Here is a 24238-nt window from a genome sequence, read left to right as displayed (position 1 = left end):
CTTATTTCATCCCATTCGCCTTCATATAGTCCAGCACATGCTTGTAGTCTTGATTGACATCGCTGAAGGTGGCATAATTTTTGGCCGTGGCGAACCATTCCAGCGTAGTCGGTTTTCTTCCATTGCACGCCCGGCTCATGTCGTCCCGGGTGATCGGCTCGATCGATCCGCTCTCCATCGACCGCTCCAATGCGCACTCGACTGCGTCCTTCACGACCTGCTGCAGATCCGCGCCGGAAAAATGCTTCGTCTCTCTGGCTATTTTGGCCAAGTCTATTTGTCCGACCGGCTTGCCCGCCAGCTTCAGCTTAAGGATCGTCTCGCGCTCGGGCTCCTCCGGAGGCGGAACGAATACGAGATGGTTGAATCTTCCCGGTCTGCGCAGTGCCGGGTCCAAATACCAAGGCGTATTGGTAGCCCCGATGACGAACACGTTGCCGTTGGAAGCCTGAAGGCCGTCCAGCTCCAGCAGCAGCTGGTTGACAAGCATTCGGTCGTGGTGCTGTCTCATCTGGTGACGGTTGCCGCCCAAAGCATCCAGCTCGTCTATGAAAATGACGCAAGGCTTGTTGTTCCTTGCCTTCTCGAAAAAATCGTGCAGGTTGTGCTCGCTTTGCCCGACGTACATCGACAAGATCGCCTGGAGCTCGATATGCATGAAGTGAGCGTCGATTTCGCCTGCGACCGCGCGGGCCAAAAACGTTTTGCCGCAGCCGGGAGGTCCATAGAGCAGCAGGCTCCCGCCGGCCTCTTTGCCATAGGCGGCAAACAGCTCGGGCTGCTTCAGCGGAAAGATGAAGTTCATGCGGATTTTTTTCTTGACCTCGTCCAATCCGCCGACGTCCTCGAATGTTTCTTGCGGCTTTTCGGTTTCCACCAGCTTATTTTCATTCTCGTCGAACCGCAGCAGCTTCAGCTTTTTGCGGCGGTGCTCCGATAAATCGTCGCGATGATCCGTCATCATTATCGTCTCCTTTGCCTATACCTTGCCTGTCATAAATGGACACGCTGCCCGCTTCTCTTCATGATAGCAAGAGAGGGATATGTTGGGAAGCGTCTCGATCCGGGTCCGTGAGCTCTATTTATTGAAATATCCGACATTATGTTAAAATAGGGGTACATTCGAACGGTAGGGTGACACGATGACGATCCTGCTCATTTTCCTGATGACGGCGGCCATAATCCTGTTTATTTCCAAGGCGCGCAATCCGTCCGCCTACTGGATGGGCAGCATGCTGATCGGCTGGTTTCTCAGCATGGCCGGCTTGATCCTGTTTATCGCCAAGTACGGAGGCTTCTATTACAAGGTCAATACGGTGCTGTTCTTCAACGACGAGATCCGCAACCTCCTGCTCCATTCTCCGATCAAAATAGGGGGCGTCAGCCGGATGATTACGGTCGGTCGTTCGCTGTTCATTTTCAGCCTGATCGGATTGTCCGTTTCGCTGCTGTACTATAGGCCGTTCAAGAGCATGTGGAAAATATATGCGCTCAATCTGATTTTGCCGATCGCGAACATTTTGTTTTACGAACCGGCTATTTACAAAATGGCGCTAGTCGTCCTGGAACGCAAATATACGTATATGATCGGTTGGGTCACGCGCGGCTGGATCGTCGTATCCGCGGTCGTCGCCATCTCCATGATGATATGGAAGTACCGGAAAGTAACCGTTCCGTGGGTGAAGAAGCAAGGAAAGTTCATTTTGCTCGGCGTGTTTACGCTCGTGCTGTTTTACTTTTATTTGGGCTTTATGGGACCGCTGCAAGTATTTGACGTTCGCACCTATTACGTGCTGTATTCCGATTTCTCCAATTTCAATCCGCCGCTTACGGTGACCCAGTGGTATTTGAGCATCGTCTTCACGGGCGTGCTGTCGCTCGTCAGCCTTTTGTCGATATGGCGCTATGCCGAGGTCGAGATGAAGATGGGGAAGGCGGACATGCAGCTCGAGCGGAAGCTGAAGACGGCGAACATGGGGGCGCGGGTGTTTACCCATGCGATCAAAAACCAGTTGATCATGATTCAGCTGCTGATTCGTCAAGCGGCCGAGCAGAGGAAGGAAGCGGAGCATGGAGGCCTCTTGACGGATCGTGCCGGACAAGCGGGAGGCCCGCTGGCGCAAGCCGAGGATATCGTCGGCCATACGCTGCAGCGGCTGGACAGACTGTACCAATCGTTCAAGACGAACCATTTGCATCTAAAGCCATGCGCCGTCGCCGATCTGATTCAGGAAACGGTGCAGCGGCTTGCCTACGTGCCGGACAATATCCGGATCGATTGCACGCTGCCCGACCGGAGCGTCATGGTGCTCGTTGACGCGGAGCATATGACGGAAGCGATCCACAACGTGCTGACCAACGCGATCGAAGCGATCGGCTCGAGTCCGGACGGCGTAATAAGCGTGCTGTCCTACCGGGAAGAAAAGTGGGTTATTATCCACATTGCCGACAACGGACCGGGTATACCGGAGCATTTGCAGGAAACGGTGTTCGATCCGTTCTATACGAGCAAAAACACGACGAAAAACTGGGGCGTCGGGCTGTCTTACGTCAAGCATGTCGTGCTGGGCCATTACGGGCGCATCCATTTGTCCAGCAAGCCTGACGCGGGCAGCACGTTCCAGCTTATTATTCCGCTGTACGTATTGAAAGAGGAGCTTTGATGGGGGACTGCAGCTTATGACAGAGCCGATACGAATAATCGTAGCCGAAGATTTGAAGGTGCTCCGGGAGCATTTTTGCGATTGCATTGCCAAGGAGCCGGACATGCGGGTAGTCGGCCAAGCGGCCAGCGGCCGTGAGGTGATGGAGCTTGTCGGGAAGCAGCCGGTCGATATGATCCTGATGGATATCGAGATGGATTTCAAGCACGACGGAATCGCCACGGCGATTCAGGTTCTGGCGGAATATCCGGATATGAAAATCATTTTCCTTACCGTCCACGAGGACGACGAGACGGTATTCGGCGCTTTCGAGACGGGGGCGGTCGACTATTTGCTGAAGACGAGTCCGGTGACGGAAATTATCGGCAGCATCCGCAAAGCTCATGAAGGAATCGTGCAGGTGCGTCCCGAGGTCGCCTACAAAATCAAAAACGAGTTCACGCGCATCAGGCGCAACGAAGAAAGCTTCATGCAGGCCGCGGTCATCGTATCCCAGCTGACGCCCTCCGAGCTCGCCATTCTCGACCTGCTGCAGAAGGACATGAAAATAGCGGAGATCGCCAAAGACCGCCAAGTGGAGCTGTCGACGATCAAATCGCAAATCAATGTCATCCTGAAAAAGTTCAACAAAAAAAGAACGAAAGAAGTGATGGCGCTTCTGCGCGACCTCAATCTTCTGCCGTTCATCCAGAAAGTGAGAGGGGGCCGTTAAGGCCCCTTTTTAGTTTGCCCAGAAAGTCAAAAAGAGAGAGTTGAACTTCCGAAAGGGATGGGGGAGATGTACGGAAAGCGAAGCGGCTGACTTTTAAATCGAGTTGTAACCGCTATATTTCAAACCAAACAACTCGATTTTAACGGAAGTGGAGTGCATTCCCCATCTCTTGCCCTCACCGCTTCCTCTCTTTGCAGACTTTCTTGACAGAGAAGGGGCCCCTTATAGGCCCCTTCTGCGTTGATTATTTGGCGCCGAGCGCCTCGACGGCTTTGATGATCGGCTCTTTCGCGAGGAACGTATCGGAAGGAACCGCCTTCTCCATTTTGCCGTTTTTTACGAACAGCTGCTGCAAATTGTCGTACCATTTCACGGCCGTGCCGTCCTTGAACGCCTGCGCGACCTTCTCGTTCGTCTGCCATTCGAGCGTCGTCATTTCCTGACGCAGATTTTCCTCGGGAATTTGCGTATATTGCGAAGTCAGCTTGATCGCTTCGTCCACGTTTTTGATTTTGTAATCGGTCGTCTTGGCGATCGCCTGCATGAACTTGTTGACGACGTCCGGTTTTTCTTTCAGAAACTTCGGATTGACGACCCAACTCGAAGGGAAAATATATTCCGGATAAAAATTGCTGTTGTCGCCCAGCTTGACGAAGTTATCTTTCCCGACCTGTTTCTCGATTTCGGCCGAGTAAGGGTTCCAGATCGCGACCGCGTCGACTTTGCCCGCTACGAAAGCGCTGACCGCGCCGGCCACGTCCATGTTGAGAATGTTGACGTCGCTCGGCTTCAAGCCGGCTTTCTCGATGCCGAGGTTCAACACCATTTCGCCGGAGGTGCCCTTAGGCACGCCGACCGTTTTGCCTTTCAAGCCGGCCCAATCGGTGATGCCGGATTTTTTCGTCGCCAGCACCATGTCGGCGTTGCCGAGGCTCACGATGCCGAGAATGTTGCCTTGGCCTTGGGCGGCCAGGAAGGTGGCGCCGGGTCCGATATAAGCGATGTCGATATCGCCGGAAGCCATCGCCTGAAATTCGGGAGGTCCGCTCAAAAATTTGACGGCATTCAAGTTGATGCCCGCTTCCTTGAAGAAGCCTTTCTCCAGTCCGACGGCGACGGGAGTGGCTCCGCCCATATCGGGCATATAGGCGAAATTAACCGTTTCCAATTTCGCGCCAGAGCCTTGCCCTTCCGAGCCGGAGGCGGGAGCGCCCGATTGCGTATTGCCGCCTGCGCCGCAGGCGCTGACCAGCAGCGCCAGAAGGAGTAGGATTGCCGTAACGGAAAGCTTGGATAACCGATTGCTTGTACGGAACATGGTGTGACCTCCCAATAATAGTTTGTTTTGTCGAGCTTATTTCGATACTTCCAAATATTCCTTGTACACCTTGGACCATATTTCGTTTTTGATCTCCACGAAGCGGCTGTCCAGCTTCGTAGCCTGATCCCGCGGATAAGGAATGTCCACGTCGATCATTTCCTTGATGCGTCCCGGCCGCGCGCTCATAATGATGACGCGTTGGGCGAGAATGACCGCTTCTTCCACATCGTGGGTAATGAAGAAGCAAGTCTTTTTCTCTTTTTGCCAAGTCCGGAGCAAATCCTCCTGCAACTGCGCCCGCGTCTGGGCGTCCAGGGCGCCGAACGGCTCGTCCATAAGCAGAACCTCCGGCTGAACCGCATAAGCTCTGGCAATGGCGACGCGCTGCTTCATGCCGCCGGACAGTTCCTTCGGATACGAATGGGCGAAATCTTTCAGTCCGACCATTTCCAGATAGCTTTCCGCCTTTTCCTTGCGCTCCTGCTTGCCGAGTCCGCGCAGCTTCAAGCCGAACTCGACGTTTTTCAATACCGTTTTCCAAGGGAACAAGGCGTATTGCTGGAATACGACGCCGCGCTCCTTGCCGGGGCCGGTTACTTCTTTGCCGTCGACCTTGACGCTGCCGGACGAAGCTTTCTCCAGGCCCCCGATAATGTTCAGCAATGTCGTTTTGCCGCAGCCGCTCGGTCCTACGACGCAAACGAACTCGTTTTGCCGGATCGTCAAGTCGGTGTTTTGCAGCGCCACGACGTCCCCGTTGCGGCCCTTGAAAATTTTCGACAGTCCGGCGATTTCGATTTTCGCCGGAGCGGCCTCCTGCTGTCCGCGTTCTGTGCCATTGTTTAAGATGGACGCACTTCCTGCCATCCCGTCAGCCTCCTTTCCAGAAACAACACGAATTTATCCATGGCAAGACCGATCATGCCGATTACGATCACGCCGAGAATAACGACATCCATACGGAAGTACAGGCTCGCTTCCATGATCATATTGCCAAGCCCTTTGCTCGCTCCCGTCAATTCCGCCGCCACGAGCGTCGTCCAGGCAGCCGCCAGGCCGAGCCGGACCCCTACGAGAATGTAAGGGAAGGAGGCGGGCACGACGACTTCGAAAAAAATGTCTTTATCTTTCGCGCCCAGCACCCGGGCCGCGCGCAGCAGCGTCGAGTCCACATTGCGCACGCCTTGGAAAATCGAGATGACCATGACCAGAAACGTCGCTACGAAAATAATCGAGATTTTGGCGGATTCCCCGACCCCTTGGGAGACGATAACGATAGGCGTCAGCGCGATCGGCGGAATCGTGCGGAAAAACTGGATCCAAGGATCGACGACGGCGCGGACGATCGAATACCAGGCCATCAGAAACGCCACCGGAATGGCGACGAGCAAGCCGAGCGAAAACCCGCCTATGACGCGGAACAGGCTCGCCCATATGTTCGTCCACAGCCGACCGCTTTCCAGTTCGGTGAAAAACGTCTTCGCCACGTTAAACGGATTATTGATGATGGCCCCGATCGCCGGAACTTTGGACAGCACGTACCAGAGTGCGATCCCGAGCACAACCGAAAGGAGAGTTAGCGCTTTGTTGGAAAGTTTTTTCATGCAAACGACCTCTTTTTCTGGGATGATGGGTATCAATAGGCGGGTCGCAACGCTTCCCGGGAATAGACGGAGCGCAGCCGGTCGGCCTCTTCGCGCCGACCCTTGTGCTCCAATCGGCGCACCCAGTCTTCCACTTTCAAATATTTGAACGGCCCGGTTTCGATGACCTTCTGCATCGGGTCGGCGCGATATCCCGGCTTGCGGGCTTGCTCATGCAGCCATTGCGACAAACGGTGGTCCATCTCCATGACGACGTCCGGATATTGATCGGCGACGTTGCGCGTTTGGTTCGGGTCGTTCGCCATGTCGTACAAAATGACTTCGTCAAAATGAGTGTACAAGCCGGGATGATACGTCCGGATGAAGTACCATTTGTCGTCGCGGACGGCTCGTTGGCAAACGTACAGCGCGTGGTCCAAGACGAGATAGTCGCGTCCTTGCCAATGCCCGCCCTGCAACGCCGGGAGGAACGATTGGCCGTCCCAGCCGGACGGGACTTCGAGGCCGACGAGCTCGGTAATGGTGGCGATAACGTCTACGTTGTAGACGAGTCCGTCGATCGCCTTGCCCGGCTCGTCCATCCCCGGTACCGTAATAATCAACGGGATGTGGTGCACCGCCTCGGTAGCGCTTGCATGCTCGATGTAGATACCCTGCTCGCCCATCGATTCCGCATGGTCGGCGCTGATGATGAAGCATACTTCGTCTTCGATGCCGAGCTCTCGAAGCGTGTCCAGCAGCTCGCCGACCGCCTTGTCCATATAGCTGATGCCGCCGTCATAGCCGTCGATCGCATGCTTGAAGTCGTCGCGGTTGCGGATTTTCTCCGGCATCGTGGCGGGGAATTCGTCTCCCCAATGCAGAAACTGCGCCGAACGCGGGAAGCTTTGCGACTGCTGCGAGGCGATCGTCGCTTCGTCGGGGAAAGCTTTGAGGGGAGCGTCCTTCCATTGCTCCATATATTCGACCGGATATGTGTAGAACGTGTGCGGGTCCCAATATTGGATGTGCAGGAAATAGTCGTCTTCTTTGCCGTGCGCCTTCAGCCAAGGGATGACGGCGGCGTTCACCTCGTCCGCGTTCTCGTTGCCTTCCTTCAATGTATGCGTATGCAATTCGTTCCAGCCGGCGAAGTACCACCAGGCGTGATGGCGATCCCCGAACGAGGAGAACGTGACCGTTTTGTAGCCGGCTTTGCGCATATAGCGGGTGAAAAACGGGATTTCCTCGCTGTGTCCGTCTCCTTCCGGATATTGAAACTCGCCTCCCGGTCCCCAATGGGTCAAGGCGCCGTGGTTGATGCCGAACCGACCCGACATAAAGCTCGCCCTCGAAGGGACGCAAGGGGAGGATGCCGTATAGCAGCTGTTGAAGCGCACGCCTCTTGCGGCGATCGTATCGATGTTCGGCGTCGTTTTCCGGTCGTAGCCGTAGCAGCTCATATGGTCCGGGCGCAACGAATCGATATCGAGATAGATAATTCTCATGATGGATGACCTCCTTAGCAGTTGCATATGGCGGAGCAAAACTTGCGAGCAGATGTTTTCGTCTTACCCCAATTATAGGTTTGATCGAATACGGGGATAAGGTTGAACTATTTTCGAACCTTTTCGGACCGGGGAAGGGGAATGCCTTTTTGGCGTTATGGATAAGGCTGACAAGAGAAGGAGGCATTTGTGCTATAATAAGCATGGCAAACTTAACATGCGGTGTGAAAGGAGCATAAACTTGATCGAACTCATGTATGTGAACAAAAGCTACAACAACAAGACGAAAGCGGTCGACAATTTGACGCTGACCGTGCAGGGGGGCGAAATATTCGGCTTCCTCGGCCCGAACGGCGCGGGCAAAACGACGACGATCAAGATGATAACCGGCATCACGAAGCCAGATAAAGGTACGATCAAGATAAACGGACACGACGTAGCGAATACTCCGATCGAGGCGAAAAAGCAATTCGGTTACGTTCCGGACAGCCCGGATTTGTTCCTGCGGCTGAAAGGGCTGGAATATTTGAACTTCATGGCGGACATGTACGACGTTCCGAAGGAAGTCCGCAAGCAGCGGATCGAAGCGCTGGCGGGCCGGTTCGATTTGGCCCAGGCGTTGTCCGACCCGATCCAGAGCTACTCCCACGGGATGAGGCAAAAGATCGTCATCATGGGCGTGCTCATTCACGACCCCGCGGTATGGATATTGGACGAGCCGCTTACCGGCCTCGATCCGAAATCGTCCTATACGCTGAAGGAAATGATGCGGGAGCATGCGGACAGCGGCAAGACGGTGTTTTTCTCCACCCACGTGCTCGAGGTGGCCGAGAAGCTGTGCGACCGGGTGGCGATTATCAACAGAGGGGAAATTTTGTTCTGCGGGACGTTCAAGGACATGCAGGAGCGTTTCCAGTCCGATCTGTCGCTCGAGAAACTGTTCCTGGAGCTGACCGGCGATGAATAAGACGCTCGCGCTGACACGCATGCTGCTCAAAAACGGAACAGGACAGCTGTCCAAGCGGGGGAAGCCGATCAAGCAATTTCTCGTCCCCGCGCTGCTGCTCGTCGCGCTTCTCCCTTTGACGATCGCGATCGGCAACCTGGTGTCGATGTTTTACGATGCGCTGGAGTCGATCGGACAGGGGGGAGTCGTCCTCGGACTCGGGCTCGCGCTGGCCAGCCTTGTCGTGTTCATGTTCGGCATCTTTTACGTGATCACGGTGTTTTATTTCGCCCAGGACGTGGAGCATTTGCTGCCGCTGCCGCTGAGGCCGGGACAAATTGTAACCGCCAAATTTCTGACCGTGCTGCTGTATGAATATTTGACCTTGCTTGTGCTGCTTGTTCCCCTGCTGATCGTATTCGGAGTCAAAATAAACGGCGGAGTGCTGTACTATTTGTATGCGGTGCTCGTGTACCTGGCATTGCCCGTCGTCCCGCTTGTCTTGGCGTCGGTGATCGCGATGGCGATCATGAGCTTTGCCGGAGTGGCGCGAAACAAAGACCGTTTCCGGATGTACGGGGGGATCGCGGCCGTGCTGGCCTCGTTCGGATTGAATATGTTCATCCAACGGTCTCTCAATAAAGCGATGAAGCCCGAGCAATTGCAAGAGATGCTGCTCGGTGGCAACAATACGTTCGTCGACTTCGCCACCCGTTCGTTTCCGAGCGTCAAGCTGGCCGCGAATGCGCTGCTGAGAGAGTCGCAGCTTGCCGGGGCGGCATGGCTCGTCTTGTTCGTCGGGCTGACCGCGCTGTTTTATTTAGTCTTCGTCCTGCTGGCCCAACGGTTTTATTTCAAAGGCGTCATGGGCATTTCGGAGACGGGAGCCCGCCGCATCCGTCTGAGCGGCAGCCAGCTCGACAAGCAGACTTTGCAGCAGTCGGCGCTGAAGGCGCTGGTGACGAAGGAGCTGCGCATGTTGATGCGGACCCCTCCGTTTTTTCTCAACTGCGTGCTCATGTCGTTCCTGTGGCCGGTGCTCATGCTCATTCCGATCATGACGCAGCCGGACTTCAAGGATATGATCGGCATGGTCAGGACCTTGTTCGATTCCGCGACATCGTCGGCGATCGTGCCAGCGATCGGTCTGGCGATTCTGCTGTTCGTGTCCGGAGCGAACGCCACGTCGTCCACCGCGATATCGCGGGAAGGGGCCGGGTTTTTCGTATCGAAATATATACCCGTGCCGTACGCCAGCATTATCGCCGCCAAAGTCGTATCCGGCTGGCTCATTACGATGATCGGAGCCGTGCTTATCCTCGCGGTGGCGCTGTTCCTGCTGCAGCTGCCGGTATCGTTCATTTTGATCTTGCTCGCGATCGCTGTCGCGGCCACGCTGTTTACGTGCCTGACCGGCATCATGATCGATCTGTGGCTGCCGAAGCTGGTATGGGACAACGAGCAAAAGGCGGTCAAGCAAAATATGAACGGCTTGTTCAATATGCTGGTCAGCATCGCCTTCGCCGCCGCCCTGTTTTTCCTAGTCAATTGGGTCGGGCTCGGCTTGTGGGCGGCCGCGTTCACCTTGCTCGTTGCGGTGATCGTCGCGGACTTGCTGCTCGTTCGACTGCTGCGGGCGAAGGGGGAGACTTGGTTCGGCAAGATCGAGGCTTGATATGGAGTTGGTTAAGGAAAGCGGCCGTTGCAGGCCGCTTTTTTTACAATAAATCGAAATTATCAATTGATTAAACCAGAGGCGGGTGAAATTCGGGAATTCAAATCCGATAATCGAATTACATAGCGGTAAGGTATCATAGTTCTTTCGTAATTAATAATGGGGTGCAGAATGAGAACACAGCTATTATTAGTACTGTATATGATAGTCACCATTATTTTATGGATTTTTGTTACTATGGATGCGTCCTGGAATTTCGGCACCACGCTAATGTTTTTACTATTATGCACTATCGTATTATGGGTAGGAATCCGAGTGCATAAAAAAAGTAAATTTTTGAAGCATTTGAAGATGGCATGGATTGCTATACTTTTCAGTACCCTGTATATACCGCTATGTTTCCTGGGGAATAGCCTAAGTATTCGGGAATACCATGAGATAGATGTAATAATGCAAGAACAATTGCAAAAAAGAGTCTATGACCTATTAAAATACAAAAACAATAACCCTGCTGAAAAAGTTGTAATGAATTTTGGAACGATGACCGATTTTACATGGGATAAAATGTACATTATCGGCTCATACAGTAGTGGATTGGAAGCAAACAAAAAACTGGGATTTCGTTGGTCCAACAAAGATGGATTGTTAACAACAGACTTTCAAAACTTATTTGTTTTTGTCACAGGACAGAGAGTAGTACAAGTAGTAAATTATACGGGATTTTTGGATCTCCAAGGGAGAAGTTATTTTACCTCAACTAACTCTAAGTTCGAGGTACTGGAACAAGATAATGATCGAATGAACAAGCTGATACACTTCCTGGACGAATAAGACGTATGGATAGGAATCCCTCCACAAACATAGGGCTCCCGAGGTGCCCCCCTCTCTTGTCTTCATACTCCAAGTCGACATGACGCAGGTACATCTTTTTTATTACGTCTAAAATCTTATCCATTCAATTTTCAGCACAAAATCGAGTTGTAGGCCAAAAAATTATAACTTCTTCCCGGAATGTTGCATAGAACGGAATCGCCGTATTTCCTATGATGGAAATGAGAACGGAGAGTAACGAGCAATCCGGAAAGGAGTGGAGAACCGTTGAAGCTTGGCTTAAGCTCTTACAGTCTCGTCCGGGCGCTGCGCTCCGGAGAGATGACGATCGAGGACGCCATTCAGTGGACGGCGGACCAAGGCGGAGCGCATATCGAAATCGTGCCGGTCGGTTTTGCGGCTGACGGCGACTTCGACTGGATCGAAACGGTTCGAGCAAAAGCCGAAAAGGCCGGAATCGCGATTTCGAGCTATACGATCGGCGCCGACTTCATCACGGACAGTCGGGAGCAGTACGAGGCGGAGATCGAGCGGGTATGTCGGCAGGTGGACCGGGCCTATCGTCTCGGTACGAAGCGGATGAGGCACGACGCGGCCAAGCGGCCGATGGAGCAGACCGGGCCGGACCGCTTCCGGGAAGATTTACCGAGGCTGGCCGAGGCTTGCGCGAGAATTGCCGATTATGCGGCCCGATTCGGCATTGTGACGAGCGTGGAAAATCACGGTTACCATCTTCAGGCGAGCGAGCGGGTGTTGACGCTGCTGCAGGCCGTGAATCGGGAAAATTTCAAAACGACGCTGGATGTAGGCAATTTTTTGTGCGTCGACGAATCCCCCGCAGCCGCTGTGAAACGGATGATCGGACATGCTTCGATGATCCATCTGAAAGATTTTTATGTCAGGCCGTCTAGGATGGACCCGGGGCCGGGCTGGAGACGGAGCGCATCGGGCAACTATTTGCGCGGCGCTATATTCGGCCACGGAGACGTGGATGTGCGCGAGGTGCTGCGGATCATCAAGCAGTCCGGCTATGCCGGGTACGTCTCGCTCGAATTCGAGGGCATGGAGGAATGCCGGAGCGGGTCGAGGATCGGCTTGGCCAACGCCAAACGGCTATGGGAAGAAGCGTGAATGCGCGTGCGGGCGGCAGCTCCGCGCAAGCGGGAAAAGCGGAAAAACATTTGACGAATTGGAGCGGAAGCGGTTGGAACAAATTGCGATTTTACCAAATATTATCGGCGAAGGAGGGTTGTTCGCTTTCTCGGGTATGGATGGGGAAACTCGTACGATTACCGGGTTTGTCGCGTCATGGGGGGCGGCTCCTTATTCCCTGCTGGTTCATACGAAAAGACGGCGGGTATTGAGCCTCGGCGCGACGAGAGAAAAGACGGAAACCATGTTCGTTACGGGAGACGCCTGCAAGCTGCGGTCGCCCGGGGGCGGGCTGGAGCTTGCTTACTCCGACTGGCATTCGTTGACCGGCTACAGTCAAATCGGGACGCAGCCGACGCTGGAATGGGAAGACGGTGCGGAGGCGGAGCCATGGTCACCGGAGGTTTGGATGACACGAGACGAGGCGGGCGGCGACTATATCGCTTTGGCCGTGCGCGGCGCCCGGTTCGGCGTCAGTTACGGCAAGTCGGCAGAGGAAGCGGCGGACCGGGCGACAGTGGCCATGACGATCGATACGGCAAGCGAAACAGAGCGAAGACTGCGATTGTATCGCCAGGTGCCGGCAATACCCGACACGGCTGATGCCCGTTTGCTGGGCAAATGCATAAGCGTCATGAAAGTGAACACGCTGTCGCCGGAAGGCGTATTCAAGCAAATGTGGTCCACGCCCGACCGGGTGCCGCACAAAGATATGTGGCTGTGGGATACCGTATTTCATTCGATCGCGATGAACGAGCTTGACGCCGGCGTGTCGTGGCAATGCTTGAAGACTATGCTCGATTCGGCGCGTTCCGACGGCATGATCGTCCATCAGGTATCGGCAGCGGGCAAATACAGCTCCATTACGCAGCCGCCGATTTTGGCATGGGGAGTATGGGCCAATTATTCGAGCGAGCCCGACCAAGACAAGCTGCGATTCGCCCTGCCGATTTTGGAGCGGTATTTGGAGTGGGATTTGAACAATAGGGACGCCAACGGCAACGATTTGCTGGAATGGGCGATCGAAGGGAACGTCAAATGCCGGTCCGGAGAATCCGGCATGGACAATTCATCCCGGTTCGACGAGGCGCTGAAGCTGGACGCCGTCGATTTCTCCACTTTTGCCGCTCTGGACATGGAGTATACCGCGAAGATTGCGGCCGAGCTTGGTATGGAGGAGAACGCCGAACGATGGCGCGCCAAAGCAAAAGCGTTGTCTGCCCGTATATTGGCGGAGCTGTGGGACGACGAAGACGGGTTCTTTTATGACAAACGGCTGGACGGACGGTTCACGAAAGTGAAGGCGGCGAGCGGGTTTCTCCCGCTGCTGCTGGAGGATACGCCGAAATCCCATGTCGACCGGCTCGTGGCCATGCTACGACATCCCGGACATTTCGGAACGGTCTATCCGGTTCCCAGCATAGCGGTGTCCGAACCGGCATGGGGAACGGACATGTGGAGGGGGCCTACGTGGATCAACTTGAACTATTTGATCGTCCAAGGATTGCGGCTGCATGGGCGGTACGACGAAGCTAAGGCACTGGCAGACCGGACGATCGAGCTCGTACGCCGCTACTACGAGCGGTATGGCGTTATATTCGAATATTTTGACTCCAAGGATGAACGACCTCCGGTCGAATGCGACCGTAAAGGACCGGGCAACGGCACGTACGATATCCGCGTCAAAACGGATTCGATCCGCGACTACCATTGGAGCGCGGCTTTGACGGCGTGTCTCATTCTCGACAAGTACGGCGTCAGGAAGTCGGAACGAACCGTTTCCGATATTCCATCGGCGTGAAGCCGCTCTGCTCTTTGAACACTTTATCGAAGTAGTTAATATTGCAAAAGCCGCTCCGTTCGGCAATCTCGGTAACCGGTATTTCCCGATCGACGAGCAAGCGTTTCGCCTGATCGACGCGAATGCGGGTCAAGTATTGGACGGGCGGGATGCCGAACGTTTTCTTGAACATGCTGGAGAAATGGTACGGGCTCATGTTGACGGTTTGACAGACGGACTCCATATATACTTTTCGGGCGTAATGGTTCTCCATATAGTCGAGCGCGGGCTTCAGTCTGCGGTAATAGGCGGCATGCTTGTCGGGATCGCCGCTTCGCGGGTTGTGTTGATGCAGACGAAGCAGAGGTGTCATCATCCGGTACAGGCACGACAATATGGCGAATTCGTAGGCCGGCTGCTGTCCCGTAAATTCGTCGTACGCCTTGTCCATAGCCCCGGCCAGTTCCTCCCAGTGCGGATCGTCGGGCGAATACCGGTTGCGGATCACGTTTGCGCCGTTGAATAGTGAAAACGTTTGACGCAATTGGAGATTGTCCGCCGCGAGGAACAGTATCGATTTGTCGAACACCATGCCCAGAATGACGCCATTTCCGTTTTCCCGCTCGTTCAGCCACGTCGTCGCGGAGTGGATCTGGTTGCTGTTGATGAAAAAAATGTCGCCCTTGCGCGCTTCGAACGTCTCGCTGTCGATATGAAGGGTGACCGGTTCCCGGATAATCCGGATGAACTCGAGGTGTTCGTGCCAATGGGCGCGCACCAGATGGGGCGTATGCTGTTGCATCCCGATTTTGAATGGAAAGCGCTTCCCTTCAAAGATTTCTTTTTTCTTCTTGATTTCCATAACAAACCGCCTCCCCGCCGACACTGACAGCCTTATTGTAGCATAGAGGGAGGAGGCGTTACGCGGAAATCGCAAAAATCTATAACTTTTTCATGGAAAGTTAAGGAGCAGCGATGTTCCGAGCAAACCTGATTCAAGCTTACGGAACCGTTTGGAACCATTCGGAACCGACTGCCGCTGCAAATGAGAGCGATTTCAAACAAGGGGGATTGACCATGTCTATTCATCGTTTGCGCTTGTCAGCCGTTACGCTCATTGCCGTTGCGATGGCGGGGTGCTCCGGGGGCGGAAGCCCGAAGCCGGCCTCTCCGGCCGCCGATACGCCACCCGCCAAAGCCGAGATTTCAACGGAGCCGGTTACATTGAATTTCTACACGGAAGGAAACTCGGCCGTGCTCGCGGATCAGATCGGAGGGCTGATAACGAAGAAGTTTCCCCACATCAAGCTGAATACGACGGTAGGTGGAGGCAACATCAAGATCGAGGATGTAGTCGGCGCGGGCCAGGTGCCGGATCTGATCTCGTATTCGCTCGGCGGCGTTACGAAGCTGAAGGAGCTGCAGCTTGTGTCGGATTTGACGCCGCTGATCAAGAAGCACGGCTTCGACCTGACGCGTTTTGCCGCAGGCGTGGAGGAGAACGTCCGGTCGTTCTCGGACAATGACGGCAGATTCATTCTGATGCCTTTCGAGCTGAACAACAACGCCCTGTTTTACAACAAAACGATATTCGACAAGTTCGGGGTCGCTTACCCGAAAGACGGCATGACATGGGAAGGATTGCTCGACGTAGCCAAGCAAGTGACACGGATGGACGGCGGCGTGCAGTACAAAGGCTTCCGCTTCGAAGAAACGAATCTAGTGTTCAAAAACCAGCTCGGCCTCTCCTTCGTCGACCCGAAAACGTTGAAGGCTTCACTCGGCAACGATGGTTGGAAACGCTGGCTCAGCACGATGACGGCATTCCATACGATTCCCGGCAACGATCTGGATACGAAGATTTCGGAGAAGGACGAATTCATGAAGGTGCAGACGCTGGCGATGCGGACGGGACCGAATTTTATGAGCGAGCTGCCGGCCGCGGTCGGCAAGGGAGGCTTCGATTGGGACGTAGTATCGCTGCCCGATTTCCAAGGCTTCGAGGGCAAGGGCTCGCAGTTCAATGCGCCGTATTTTGCGATTCCGCCTACAAGCAAATACAAAGACCAGGCGTTTCAGGTTATCGACTACATGATGTCCGACGAGGTGCAGACGATCATGTCCAAGCAGGGCCGACTGCCGATCGTCAAGAGCGACAAGGCGAAGAGCGAATTCGGCACCGGGATTGACGGCTTGAAGGGGAAAAACTTGCAAGCGTTCTTCAAGGATACGGTCGCCAAGCCCGCGCCGGCTACCATCTACGATACGATAGCCAAAACCTCGATGGTCAAAAAAGGAATACGCGGCATCGCCATAGACCGCAAGGATGTCAACACGGCACTACGGGAAACGGAAGAAGATATTAACAAGCAGATCGAGGCCGCCAAAGCGAAATAAGAGAGAAAAACCAATAATTTCTAATCAAGAGGAGCGGCGGATAACGGTAAGGACAACCGGCGGCGACCCGACGATAACGATGGACAGCACTAATGCGCTTGTTAAACAATGGGGAGGAATGATCAATGCCCGATAACAATTCCGATGCAAGGTGGAGCAGAAGAGCGCTGTTGACCAAGGTGGGGGCGGCGGGTGTCGCCGTGGCTTCGGCCGGCATTTTGGGGAACACGGGATGGGAGCGTGTAGCAGCGGATTCGTCGGTGTCGGATGCCGTATATAAGAAGAAGGACAAAGACAAGGACAAGGATGGGCCGTCGGAGACGGACGAGTGCTGCCGCAAAGTGACTCTCGCCGAACTGCGGGCGGAAACGGCTCCCGCCGCGGAGACGCTGTACTTCGTGACGGATTCGGGGCAAGAAGGCTGGTTCGTATTCGATACGGGCGATACGGTCTCGTCCGACAATACGGGGACGGTCGTCGTTTCAACGGACGGCAGCCGGTTCAAACGGTTGTACGACGATGCGCTTTCGGTAAAATGGTTCGGGGCAAAGGGAGACGGCGTCACGGAAGATACTGCCGCGTTCCAGGCGGCTCTGGATGCGGCGGCGGGTCGCAAGCTCTACGTGCCGAAGCAAAGCGGCAGCTATTATTTGAGCCATCAGTTGTTCATCAGGAGCCGCACAGCTGTCGAATTCGAGGCCGGCACGATTGTGCAAGCCGTAGATACGCTGAGCGTGACCGCCCCGTACGAGAAGCTGATCCGCATACTCGACACTAGCGACGTGCGGATTATCGGCAACGGGGCCGTGCTGCGGATGAACAAAACCGCCTATACGACCGGCGAGCATGCCCACATATTCGATATTAGCGGATCGTCGAACGTGACGATCGAGCATATGAACGCCAACGATTCGGGCGGCGACGGCTTCTATATCGGCGCATACCAGTCCGCGAACACGGTGTGCAGCAATATCGTGCTCAAAAATTGCCGGGCCGACAACAACAGGCGCCAGGGGATGTCGGTCATTTCCGTGGACGGTTTGCTTGCGGACAATTGCCGCTTTACGAACACGATCGGCACGGCGCCGCAAGCCGGCGTCGATATCGAGCCGAATCATCCGGGCGACCGGCTGCGCAATATCCGTTTTGTCAATTGCGTCGCCGAGGGGAACAAGGCCCGCGGTTTCATGACAATGATCAAGAAGCTGAGCCCCGCGAGCGAGCAGGTCGACATCGTATTCCAGAACTGCGTCAGCCGCAATAACGCCTTCGGGTTCGCGACCGTATACGGCAAGGACGGCTCGGTCGCCGCCAAGGGCGAAGTGAAATATATCGACTGTCGTGCCGAGTACGAGAAATGGTCGGGATTTTTCGAATTGTCGAGCTCGGCCGACAGCGTCCGCACAACTTATGTCCGTTGTACGGCGTATAATTGCAATGTCAACAACGGGACGGGCGCAGCCTATTCGTACGCGGCATCGTTCTTCCTCAGTTCGACGACGTCGGAGGCGAGAACGAGCGTGGGCAACTCTCATTTCATCGATTGCCGGTCCATCGACGACCGCAGCCCGTCGCTCATTCGCCGGGGGTTTGCCACTTACGGCTATGAGGGCTTTACGGTGCGGGATATATGGTTCCGCGACTGCGAATCGGTCGGACATACGGTCAGCCCGTTCCAGTTCGACACCGATACCCGCAACATTCTCGTCGAGAATGCGATTCCGTATGTATACGTCCAGCCGGTTGCCGGACCGGTCAGCCTGAACTGGATCGGAGGCATCGTGACGAACGCCGGAGCGACGGAGGATATCGCGCTGACGCTTCCTCCCGTGCAGGAGGGCTTCACCTTCACGTTCCGGGTCGAGTCCCCTCATAGGATCAAGCTGGTGCCGCAGAGCGGCGAGTCGATCTTGTCGTCGTTCGGCTCCGGCTGGGACGTACAGTCTGCCGATGTCGGAGACACGCTGACGATCGCGGGGAGCGGAGACGGCTATTGGCGAATCGCGAATTGCCGAGGAAGCTGGTTGCCCGATGCGGTGCGGCAAATCCGATCGCCTTACCGGACGGTCGCGGCCGACACGACGCTTGAGCGCGCGGACGGCCAGCTCATCGTCGACGCCTCCGCGTCGCCGATCGCCGTCACGCTGCCCCCGGCTTCCGATGCAGCCGGAATGAAGGTTGTCGTCAAAAAAATCGATTCGGGGACGAATGCGGTTCAGATCCAGACGAGCGGCTCGGAGCCGATTGACGGCGGCGGGTCGTCGATCACGCTGATGGCTGCGGGACAAAGCGCCGGGTTGTTCAGCATCGGGACCGGGTGGATTGTCCTGTAGGGCGTTCGGGCCGTGCGACTGTCGCCGCTCGAAGCTGCTTGGAGTGTCCGACGTACAAGTCAGTTTTTACTGGAAAACATGCGGTTATATGGAGAAGAAGCTCTTCTGATGGCGTGATGAAATGGAAAAGATCCAGTTATTTTCAATTGTTATCGCCCATTTTGGAGATTACCATCGATTTTACTGCATGTTTTCCAGTTATTTCGGCAAATATCGCTTTTTTTCTGAATATAACTGCATATTTTCTGGTTGTTGAAAAAGTCGAAAAGAGAGAGTTGGAATACAAAAGGTGGGGGAAATGTGGGGAAAGCGAAGCGGTTGACTAAATCGTGTTGTAACCGCTAAAATCTTAAAACAACACGATTTTGACGGATGTGGAGTGTTTTCCCGCACCTCTTGTCTCCGGCGCTTCCTCTCTTTGCAGACTTTTTCAACAGCCTCATATTTTCCAGTTATTTGCGGAAGCCCGAACTTCCATTCTCTTTAGTGGACAATTTGCAGTGTTAATCACCAATCTTCAATAGCTCGGCGACTAATTACCGCTTAATGGCCGAGAGCGTCAAACCCTCCCGCATTCCCGGACGAACTTGGAAAAGCTTGTACCGATTCAGATAAGTTAAAGGAGAGAGCATCATGACTGCAAAAGAAACGAAGTACGATATCGTCATAGTCGGAGCGGGGGTGGGCGGCATATGCGCCGCCCTGGCCGCCGCCCGGCTGCGCAGAAGCGTGCTGCTGGTCGAGGAGATGAAGGAAATTGGCGGGACGGGCGTCCATTCGGCCGTCTCGCTCATTTGCATGTTCCGGGACAAGAACGGCAGGCCGATCAATAACGGCATTCACCGCGAGCTGTTTCCGCAGGCGTATACGGTCGGCAAAGGATTGTTCGATGTCGAGGAGACTGTTCCGACCTACGACGAGAAGGAGCTGAAGGAAAAATATGAGGCTCTGCTGAAGGCGGAACCGTTAATTGCCGTCTGGACGGATTGCAAAGTAACGGGTGTCGTCACGGAAACGGATAAAATTGTGAGCATTACAGTCGCCCCGGGCGAAGGGGAGCCGGTGTCCGTCAACGGAGATTTCTTTCTCGACGCTACGGCTGACGGCAATTTGAGCGCCATGGCCGGAGCCGAATTCCAGATCGGACGGGAGGAGGACGGCAAGCTGCAGACGGCGACCGTTACGTTCAAAATGACCGGCTTCGATCCGTCCAAGCTGCAAAATTCCCGTATCGCGACATGGGGCGGCATTCGTTCGCTTAGACAGGAATTGACGGTGCATTACAAGCAGTTGAAGGAGGAAGGCGGAACCCGCAACCCGAGGCCGAGCGTGCTTTGCTTCCCGTATCCGGACGGTCGCGGCATTTTGTTCAATTCCACGGCCGTTACGGATGTCGATCCGACAAGCGCGGAATCGGTAGCCGCAGGTATGAGGGAAGGTACGGAGCAGGCGCTGCAGCTGGCGGAGGCGGTCAAGCGACACCCGGCTTTCGCCGAAGCCGAGGTCGAATTTGTCGCTCCGAAGCTTGGCGTCCGCGAAGGCAGGCGGGTAATAGGCGACTACGTGCTGACGGCGGACGACTGCCTGAACGCGCGCAAGTTCGACGACATGGTGGCCGCCTGCGCCTACAGCCTGGATATTCACGATCCGCTGGGCGGCGGGGCCAAGCTCGTGAAGATCGGCGACCCGGGCTATTACCATATCCCGTACCGCGCGCTGATCGCAAAGGGCCGCAAAAACCTGCTGCTCAGCTCCCGCTGCATCAGCGGCACGCATGAAGCTCACAGCTCGTACCGGGTCATGTCGGGCGTCAGCGCGATCGGCGAAGCGGCCGGAACGGCGGCGGCGTTAGCCGTCTGGTCGAAAGCGAACGACGCGCGGGACGTATCGGCGGCCCGTATCCGCTATGTGCTGCAGGCAGGTGGCCAGTTTGTCGAAGGCGACGTGGAGAAAGTGACGCTGAAGTAGCCGCTTAGGTGCCGTTTAGGTGCCGTTTTATGCGAAAGGAAGGGCTGCCCCGAAAGGATAGAGCCTGAGAGACGACCTCCAGACCCACTTGATGAAGTGGCGATGGAGGTTTATTTTTGAGTTGATGCACCATTTAAATCCTGACATCCAAGAAGTCAGGATTGATGCGTTATGCTTTCAAATAGATGACGCCGATAAGTTAGGAACGCGAGAAGCGGAAAGATGAAACTGGATCGCATGCTCGGCATTACGATGGAGCTGATGACGAGAAAAAGAGTGACGGCTACCGAATTGGCAGCCAGGTACGAGGTCTCCGTCCGAACCATCTATCGCGACGTGGAGCTGATTAATCAAGCGGGCATACCCATTGCTTCGTATACGGGCGCAGATGGCGGTTTTGAGCTGATGAACGGTTTCTTCTTGACGAAACAGCACATCTCCGTCGACGACTTTTCGGTGATCTACAATCTCTTAAAGGGCATGCAAGGGGCCATGGGAGGCAAATCCACTTCGTTAATGCACAAGCTTTCCAGTCTGCAGCCTGCTCTGTTGAACGGGGAAACTCTCTTTCTGTATCTGACTAAAAATAATCGCTGACGACCTGTTGGATAGCAAAAAGCCGACGGTATGGAACCGTCGGCTGGTGCCGTGTCCGGACGCGCTGCTACAGCTTGTCCTCGCCGATCGTGTGGAACAGCTCGATCAGCTCCCCGTCCGGACCTTTGAAGAAAGAAAGGCGGATCGCGTAGTCGCCGAGCTGCGCCGTTTTGGGCTCGACGGTTACTTCGCGTCCCGCTGCCCTCACGCGCTCGGTCACTTCATCGACATTCTCGCAGCGAAACGCCACGTGCAGCAAAGCGCCTTCCTCCTTCGGACCTTCCCGGCCTCCGGCGAACACCTCCAAATAGTTGCCGTCGCCCGTATCGAGCAGCGCCCCCCGTCGGTCTCCCTCTCCCCAGCGCGTCTTCTCGCGAAACCCGAGAACTTCGGTGTAGAAGCGGATCGTAGCTTCGAAATCGAATACGCGTATGGCGACGTGGTGAAACCCGCCGCCGCCGATTGTCTCGTTGTTCCCCATCCTGCTCGCTCCTTTTTATGTTGGAGTGCCTATCCCCCCAAGTATAGCCGCAACCGGATGAATGCTCAATACGTGGTTTTGCCGGGGAGGAGCGGTAAAAGTTGCAGCAAGCCATGCAAAAAAAACCTCCAAATCACCTATTAGTTGAGGTGAAGGAGGTTTATATTGCTTTACCAGCCCAAGTCCAAAGTCTTGCCGGTCTCTACGTAAGACTTGATGTTGCTCAAAATCATCGGCCAGCTCTGCTCGGTGCTGGCGCGGGAAGGATGATCGTCCGGCCAAAGATCGTTTACCAAAGTAAGCTTCGTACTCGTACCGACCGGTTCGAGCGTCATCGTGATTCTTGTCTCGAGCTCGGCATGCTTTTCATTGTAAGAAGGACCGGGGTGCTCCGTCACGCTCAAAACGCGGTTCGGTTCAAACGCCAGCACCTTGCCGTACACATGGACCGTTTCGTCTCCGTCATTGCCGGGACCTACATATTCCAGGGAAGAACCGATTTCGAACGTAGACCGGATGACGCTGCCGAAAAAAGTAGCTTTCGTGCCTTCGGGCGACAGCAGCGCTTGCCATACGTCTTCGGGCTTTGCCCCTATATAGATTACGTAGCTGAGATCGTTCATCATTGCAATGGCCTCCTGACGTTGTTAAAATCGTTGCAATATCGGCGTTCGCTTGCTAACCTAAATATAGGACAAGTCTTTCTGGCTGTATTGTAAAAACGCGACAAACCGGGGAGCGGGTTCAGGAACACCCTGCGGCCGCAACAGGCCGGGACCGAGCAGAAGGAAATCCGGGCAGCTTCGGACAAGCGATAAGGCGAACGTTTTGCGCATCGTTCAAGCTATACCCGTCAGGAGGAGAGTTTATGCATACAACTGTGGAGGCAAGCGGCAAAGGCATACTGAACCAGCAGGAAAGCATGCGGAAGTTTTCGCTTACCCGGCATTCCCCTTCGCCCGATCTGGACTGGCTTATCAAACGGTTCTGGGTCGTAAAATGGGATTTGCGCGGCCAACAACCTTTCGAACAAGTCGTGCTGTCCCACCCCAATGTCAATATGGTATTCGAGAAAGATTTGACGCGCATATACGGGATTACGAAGACGAGCGACATCCGCATCATCAAGAATGCAGGCCAAGTGCTGGGCGTAAAGTTCAAGCCCGGCGGCTTTTATCCTTTCTGGAAAAAGGACATCTCGGGACTGACCGGACGTTCCGTCAGCTTCCGGGAAGCGTTTGGCGAAGACGTCGGCGCGCTTGAAGCGGACATACTCGCTCAAGAAGACGAGAACAAGATGGTCGAGCTGGCCGAACGTTTTTTTCGCGAGAGACTGCCGGAGCGGGATGAGAACGTCGAAGAGGTTAATCGCATCGTAGTCGCTATCGAGCGGGATCGGGACATCACGAAGGTGGACGATCTCGCAAGCCGGTTCGGCATCAACAAACGCACGCTGCAGCGGCTGTTCGGCCGGTATGTCGGTATTAGCCCGAAGTGGGTCATCCAGCGCTATCGCCTGCACGAAGCGGCGGAAAAGCTGGAACGGGGCGAAGTATCGGACTGGCCGCAGCTGTCGCTTGATTTGGGCTACTACGATCAGGCCCATTTCATTAAAGATTTTAAGGCAATCATAGGCAGATCGCCGGAAGATTATATCAGGCGAATCGGAGTTCAGACCTGACGAAACCGTGTAGAGCGCAGGTGCATCCGAATGCAACGGATTCGTCGAAGGGCGACCTCTCTTCTACAAACGCAATCAGGCTGCAAAGCGTTGCCGGGTAAAGCAAGCCATAGGCGGGATAAAGCAAGCTGCGACTTGCTGTGCCAAGAAGAGCAACCTACTGAACACGAATCGAAGTCAAAGCATGGGGACAGACGGATGACGGACTGAATGATCAAGGTTATCCGTAAAAACATATCTTTGCTAATGCGATATAGCGAAGTACGACATTCTTTACCAAAAAGCTTCCGCTGAATCGTGATCGCCCTACCTTGAAATACGCCAAACAGAAGATTTCTTTTAACGATAGCTGTCCAAACAGCAGTGTACCTTTCGTCAAAATGCAATAGTGCATCTTGTTTTGCCATTTTAATCGAATATCTTTGATCTGCCTGCAAAACTGCAGCTAGATTTCGGGGATTCAGGCTAAACGGGCCTATAAGTGCAAAACTACTCAAAACTACATGCACTTATGCAGTTAGAGTGATACTAACGCCATTTTCCGCTGAATTTACATGCACTTTTGCATTTATATAAGTTGAACTAAAGGTTTTAACGTTCATTCCATTCC

Annotated in this window: 19 protein-coding genes and 1 pseudogene; 12 read left to right on the top strand and 8 right to left on the bottom strand. The window is 54.6% G+C overall.

What is annotated here, in order from left to right:
- Position 1: 1 nt before the first annotated feature.
- A complete protein-coding gene (locus tag FE784_RS14170) occupies positions 2 to 961 on the bottom strand; it encodes an ATP-binding protein (protein ID WP_139602947.1) in 960 nt (319 codons plus the stop codon).
- A gap of 181 nt (positions 962 to 1142) precedes the next feature.
- On the opposite strand from FE784_RS14170, the gene FE784_RS14165 reads away from it, so the two are divergent.
- Positions 1143 to 2663, top strand: a complete 1521-nt coding sequence (locus tag FE784_RS14165) for a sensor histidine kinase (protein ID WP_139602860.1) — start codon at positions 1143 to 1145, stop codon at positions 2661 to 2663.
- A gap of 16 nt (positions 2664 to 2679) precedes the next feature.
- Positions 2680 to 3375: a response regulator transcription factor gene (locus FE784_RS14160; protein WP_139602859.1), complete on the top strand. Its 696-nt coding sequence runs from the start codon at positions 2680 to 2682 to the stop codon at positions 3373 to 3375.
- Positions 3376 to 3619: 244 nt separating this feature from the next.
- Here the strand turns inward: FE784_RS14160 and FE784_RS14155 are convergent, their stop codons facing one another.
- The 4 genes from FE784_RS14155 to FE784_RS14140 are packed head-to-tail and all read right to left on the bottom strand — an operon-like array spanning position 3620 to position 7787.
- Positions 3620 to 4693 carry an ABC transporter substrate-binding protein gene (locus FE784_RS14155; protein ID WP_139602858.1) on the bottom strand — a complete coding sequence of 358 codons (1074 nt, stop codon included), beginning with the start codon at positions 4691 to 4693 and terminating at the stop codon, positions 3620 to 3622.
- A gap of 36 nt (positions 4694 to 4729) precedes the next feature.
- Entirely contained in the window at positions 4730 to 5563 is an 834-nt protein-coding gene (locus FE784_RS14150; RefSeq protein WP_139602857.1) for an ABC transporter ATP-binding protein, read from the bottom strand.
- Positions 5539 to 6300, bottom strand: coding sequence for an ABC transporter permease (locus FE784_RS14145; protein WP_139602856.1), 762 nt, complete (start codon positions 6298 to 6300; stop codon positions 5539 to 5541). Before FE784_RS14145 ends, FE784_RS14150 begins: the two co-directional genes overlap by 25 nt.
- A 32-nt stretch (positions 6301 to 6332) precedes the next feature.
- Positions 6333 to 7787, bottom strand: a complete 1455-nt coding sequence (locus FE784_RS14140; RefSeq protein WP_139602855.1) for a sulfatase family protein — start codon at positions 7785 to 7787, stop codon at positions 6333 to 6335.
- A gap of 241 nt (positions 7788 to 8028) precedes the next feature.
- Here FE784_RS14140 and FE784_RS14135 point away from each other — a divergent pair, with 241 nt between their 5' ends.
- The 5 genes from FE784_RS14135 (at position 8029) to FE784_RS14115 (ending at position 14192) form a co-directional block, all read left to right on the top strand.
- Entirely contained in the window at positions 8029 to 8754 is a 726-nt protein-coding gene (locus FE784_RS14135) for an ABC transporter ATP-binding protein (RefSeq protein WP_139602854.1), read from the top strand.
- Complete coding sequence (locus FE784_RS14130; protein ID WP_139602853.1) at positions 8747 to 10408, top strand: putative ABC transporter permease subunit; 1662 nt, start codon at positions 8747 to 8749, stop codon at positions 10406 to 10408. The genes FE784_RS14135 and FE784_RS14130 overlap by 8 nt, the downstream gene beginning before the upstream one ends.
- A 450-nt stretch (positions 10409 to 10858) precedes the next feature.
- Complete coding sequence (locus tag FE784_RS14125; protein ID WP_139602852.1) at positions 10859 to 11239, top strand: hypothetical protein; 381 nt, start codon at positions 10859 to 10861, stop codon at positions 11237 to 11239.
- Positions 11240 to 11506: 267 nt separating this feature from the next.
- The gene (locus FE784_RS14120; protein WP_139602851.1) at positions 11507 to 12370 is read left to right on the top strand and encodes a sugar phosphate isomerase/epimerase family protein; all 864 of its coding nucleotides are present in this window, start codon (positions 11507 to 11509) and stop codon (positions 12368 to 12370) included.
- A gap of 73 nt (positions 12371 to 12443) precedes the next feature.
- Positions 12444 to 14192 carry an amylo-alpha-1,6-glucosidase gene (locus FE784_RS14115; protein WP_176706209.1) on the top strand — a complete coding sequence of 583 codons (1749 nt, stop codon included), beginning with the start codon at positions 12444 to 12446 and terminating at the stop codon, positions 14190 to 14192.
- Here FE784_RS14115 and FE784_RS14110 read toward each other — a convergent pair.
- Entirely contained in the window at positions 14149 to 15033 is an 885-nt protein-coding gene (locus FE784_RS14110; RefSeq protein WP_139602849.1) for an AraC family transcriptional regulator, read from the bottom strand. The two genes, FE784_RS14115 and FE784_RS14110, sit on opposite strands and share 44 nt — an antisense overlap.
- A 215-nt stretch (positions 15034 to 15248) precedes the next feature.
- On the opposite strand from FE784_RS14110, the gene FE784_RS14105 reads away from it, so the two are divergent.
- From FE784_RS14105 to FE784_RS14090, 4 genes and pseudogenes are all read left to right on the top strand, one after another.
- A complete protein-coding gene (locus FE784_RS14105) occupies positions 15249 to 16568 on the top strand; it encodes an ABC transporter substrate-binding protein (protein ID WP_176706208.1) in 1320 nt (439 codons plus the stop codon).
- A 125-nt stretch (positions 16569 to 16693) separates the two neighbouring features.
- Positions 16694 to 18901 (top strand): right-handed parallel beta-helix repeat-containing protein, encoded by a 2208-nt coding sequence (locus FE784_RS14100; protein ID WP_139602847.1) that lies wholly within the window; start codon positions 16694 to 16696, stop codon positions 18899 to 18901.
- A gap of 633 nt (positions 18902 to 19534) precedes the next feature.
- A complete protein-coding gene (locus tag FE784_RS14095; protein ID WP_139602846.1) occupies positions 19535 to 20869 on the top strand; it encodes an FAD-dependent oxidoreductase in 1335 nt (444 codons plus the stop codon).
- A 222-nt stretch (positions 20870 to 21091) separates the two neighbouring features.
- Positions 21092 to 21427, top strand: a pseudogene (locus tag FE784_RS14090) (helix-turn-helix transcriptional regulator); the annotation flags it as partial.
- Between the two features lie 106 nt (positions 21428 to 21533).
- Here the strand turns inward: FE784_RS14090 and FE784_RS14085 are convergent.
- Positions 21534 to 21947 carry a VOC family protein gene (locus FE784_RS14085; protein WP_139602845.1) on the bottom strand — a complete coding sequence of 138 codons (414 nt, stop codon included), beginning with the start codon at positions 21945 to 21947 and terminating at the stop codon, positions 21534 to 21536.
- Positions 21948 to 22117: 170 nt separating this feature from the next.
- Entirely contained in the window at positions 22118 to 22570 is a 453-nt protein-coding gene (locus FE784_RS14080; protein WP_139602946.1) for an SRPBCC family protein, read from the bottom strand.
- Positions 22571 to 22815: 245 nt separating this feature from the next.
- Between FE784_RS14080 and FE784_RS14075 the strand changes: the two genes are divergently transcribed.
- On the top strand, positions 22816 to 23628 hold the full coding sequence (locus tag FE784_RS14075; protein WP_139602844.1) for a helix-turn-helix domain-containing protein: 813 nt from the start codon (positions 22816 to 22818) through the stop codon (positions 23626 to 23628).
- Positions 23629 to 24238: the final 610 nt, after the last annotated feature.

The sequence above is a fragment of the Paenibacillus hemerocallicola genome (assembly GCF_006265175.1).
GTDB lineage: Bacteria > Bacillota > Bacilli > Paenibacillales > NBRC-103111 > Paenibacillus_AB > Paenibacillus_AB hemerocallicola.
This window is presented reverse-complemented; position numbering and strand designations above follow the sequence as displayed.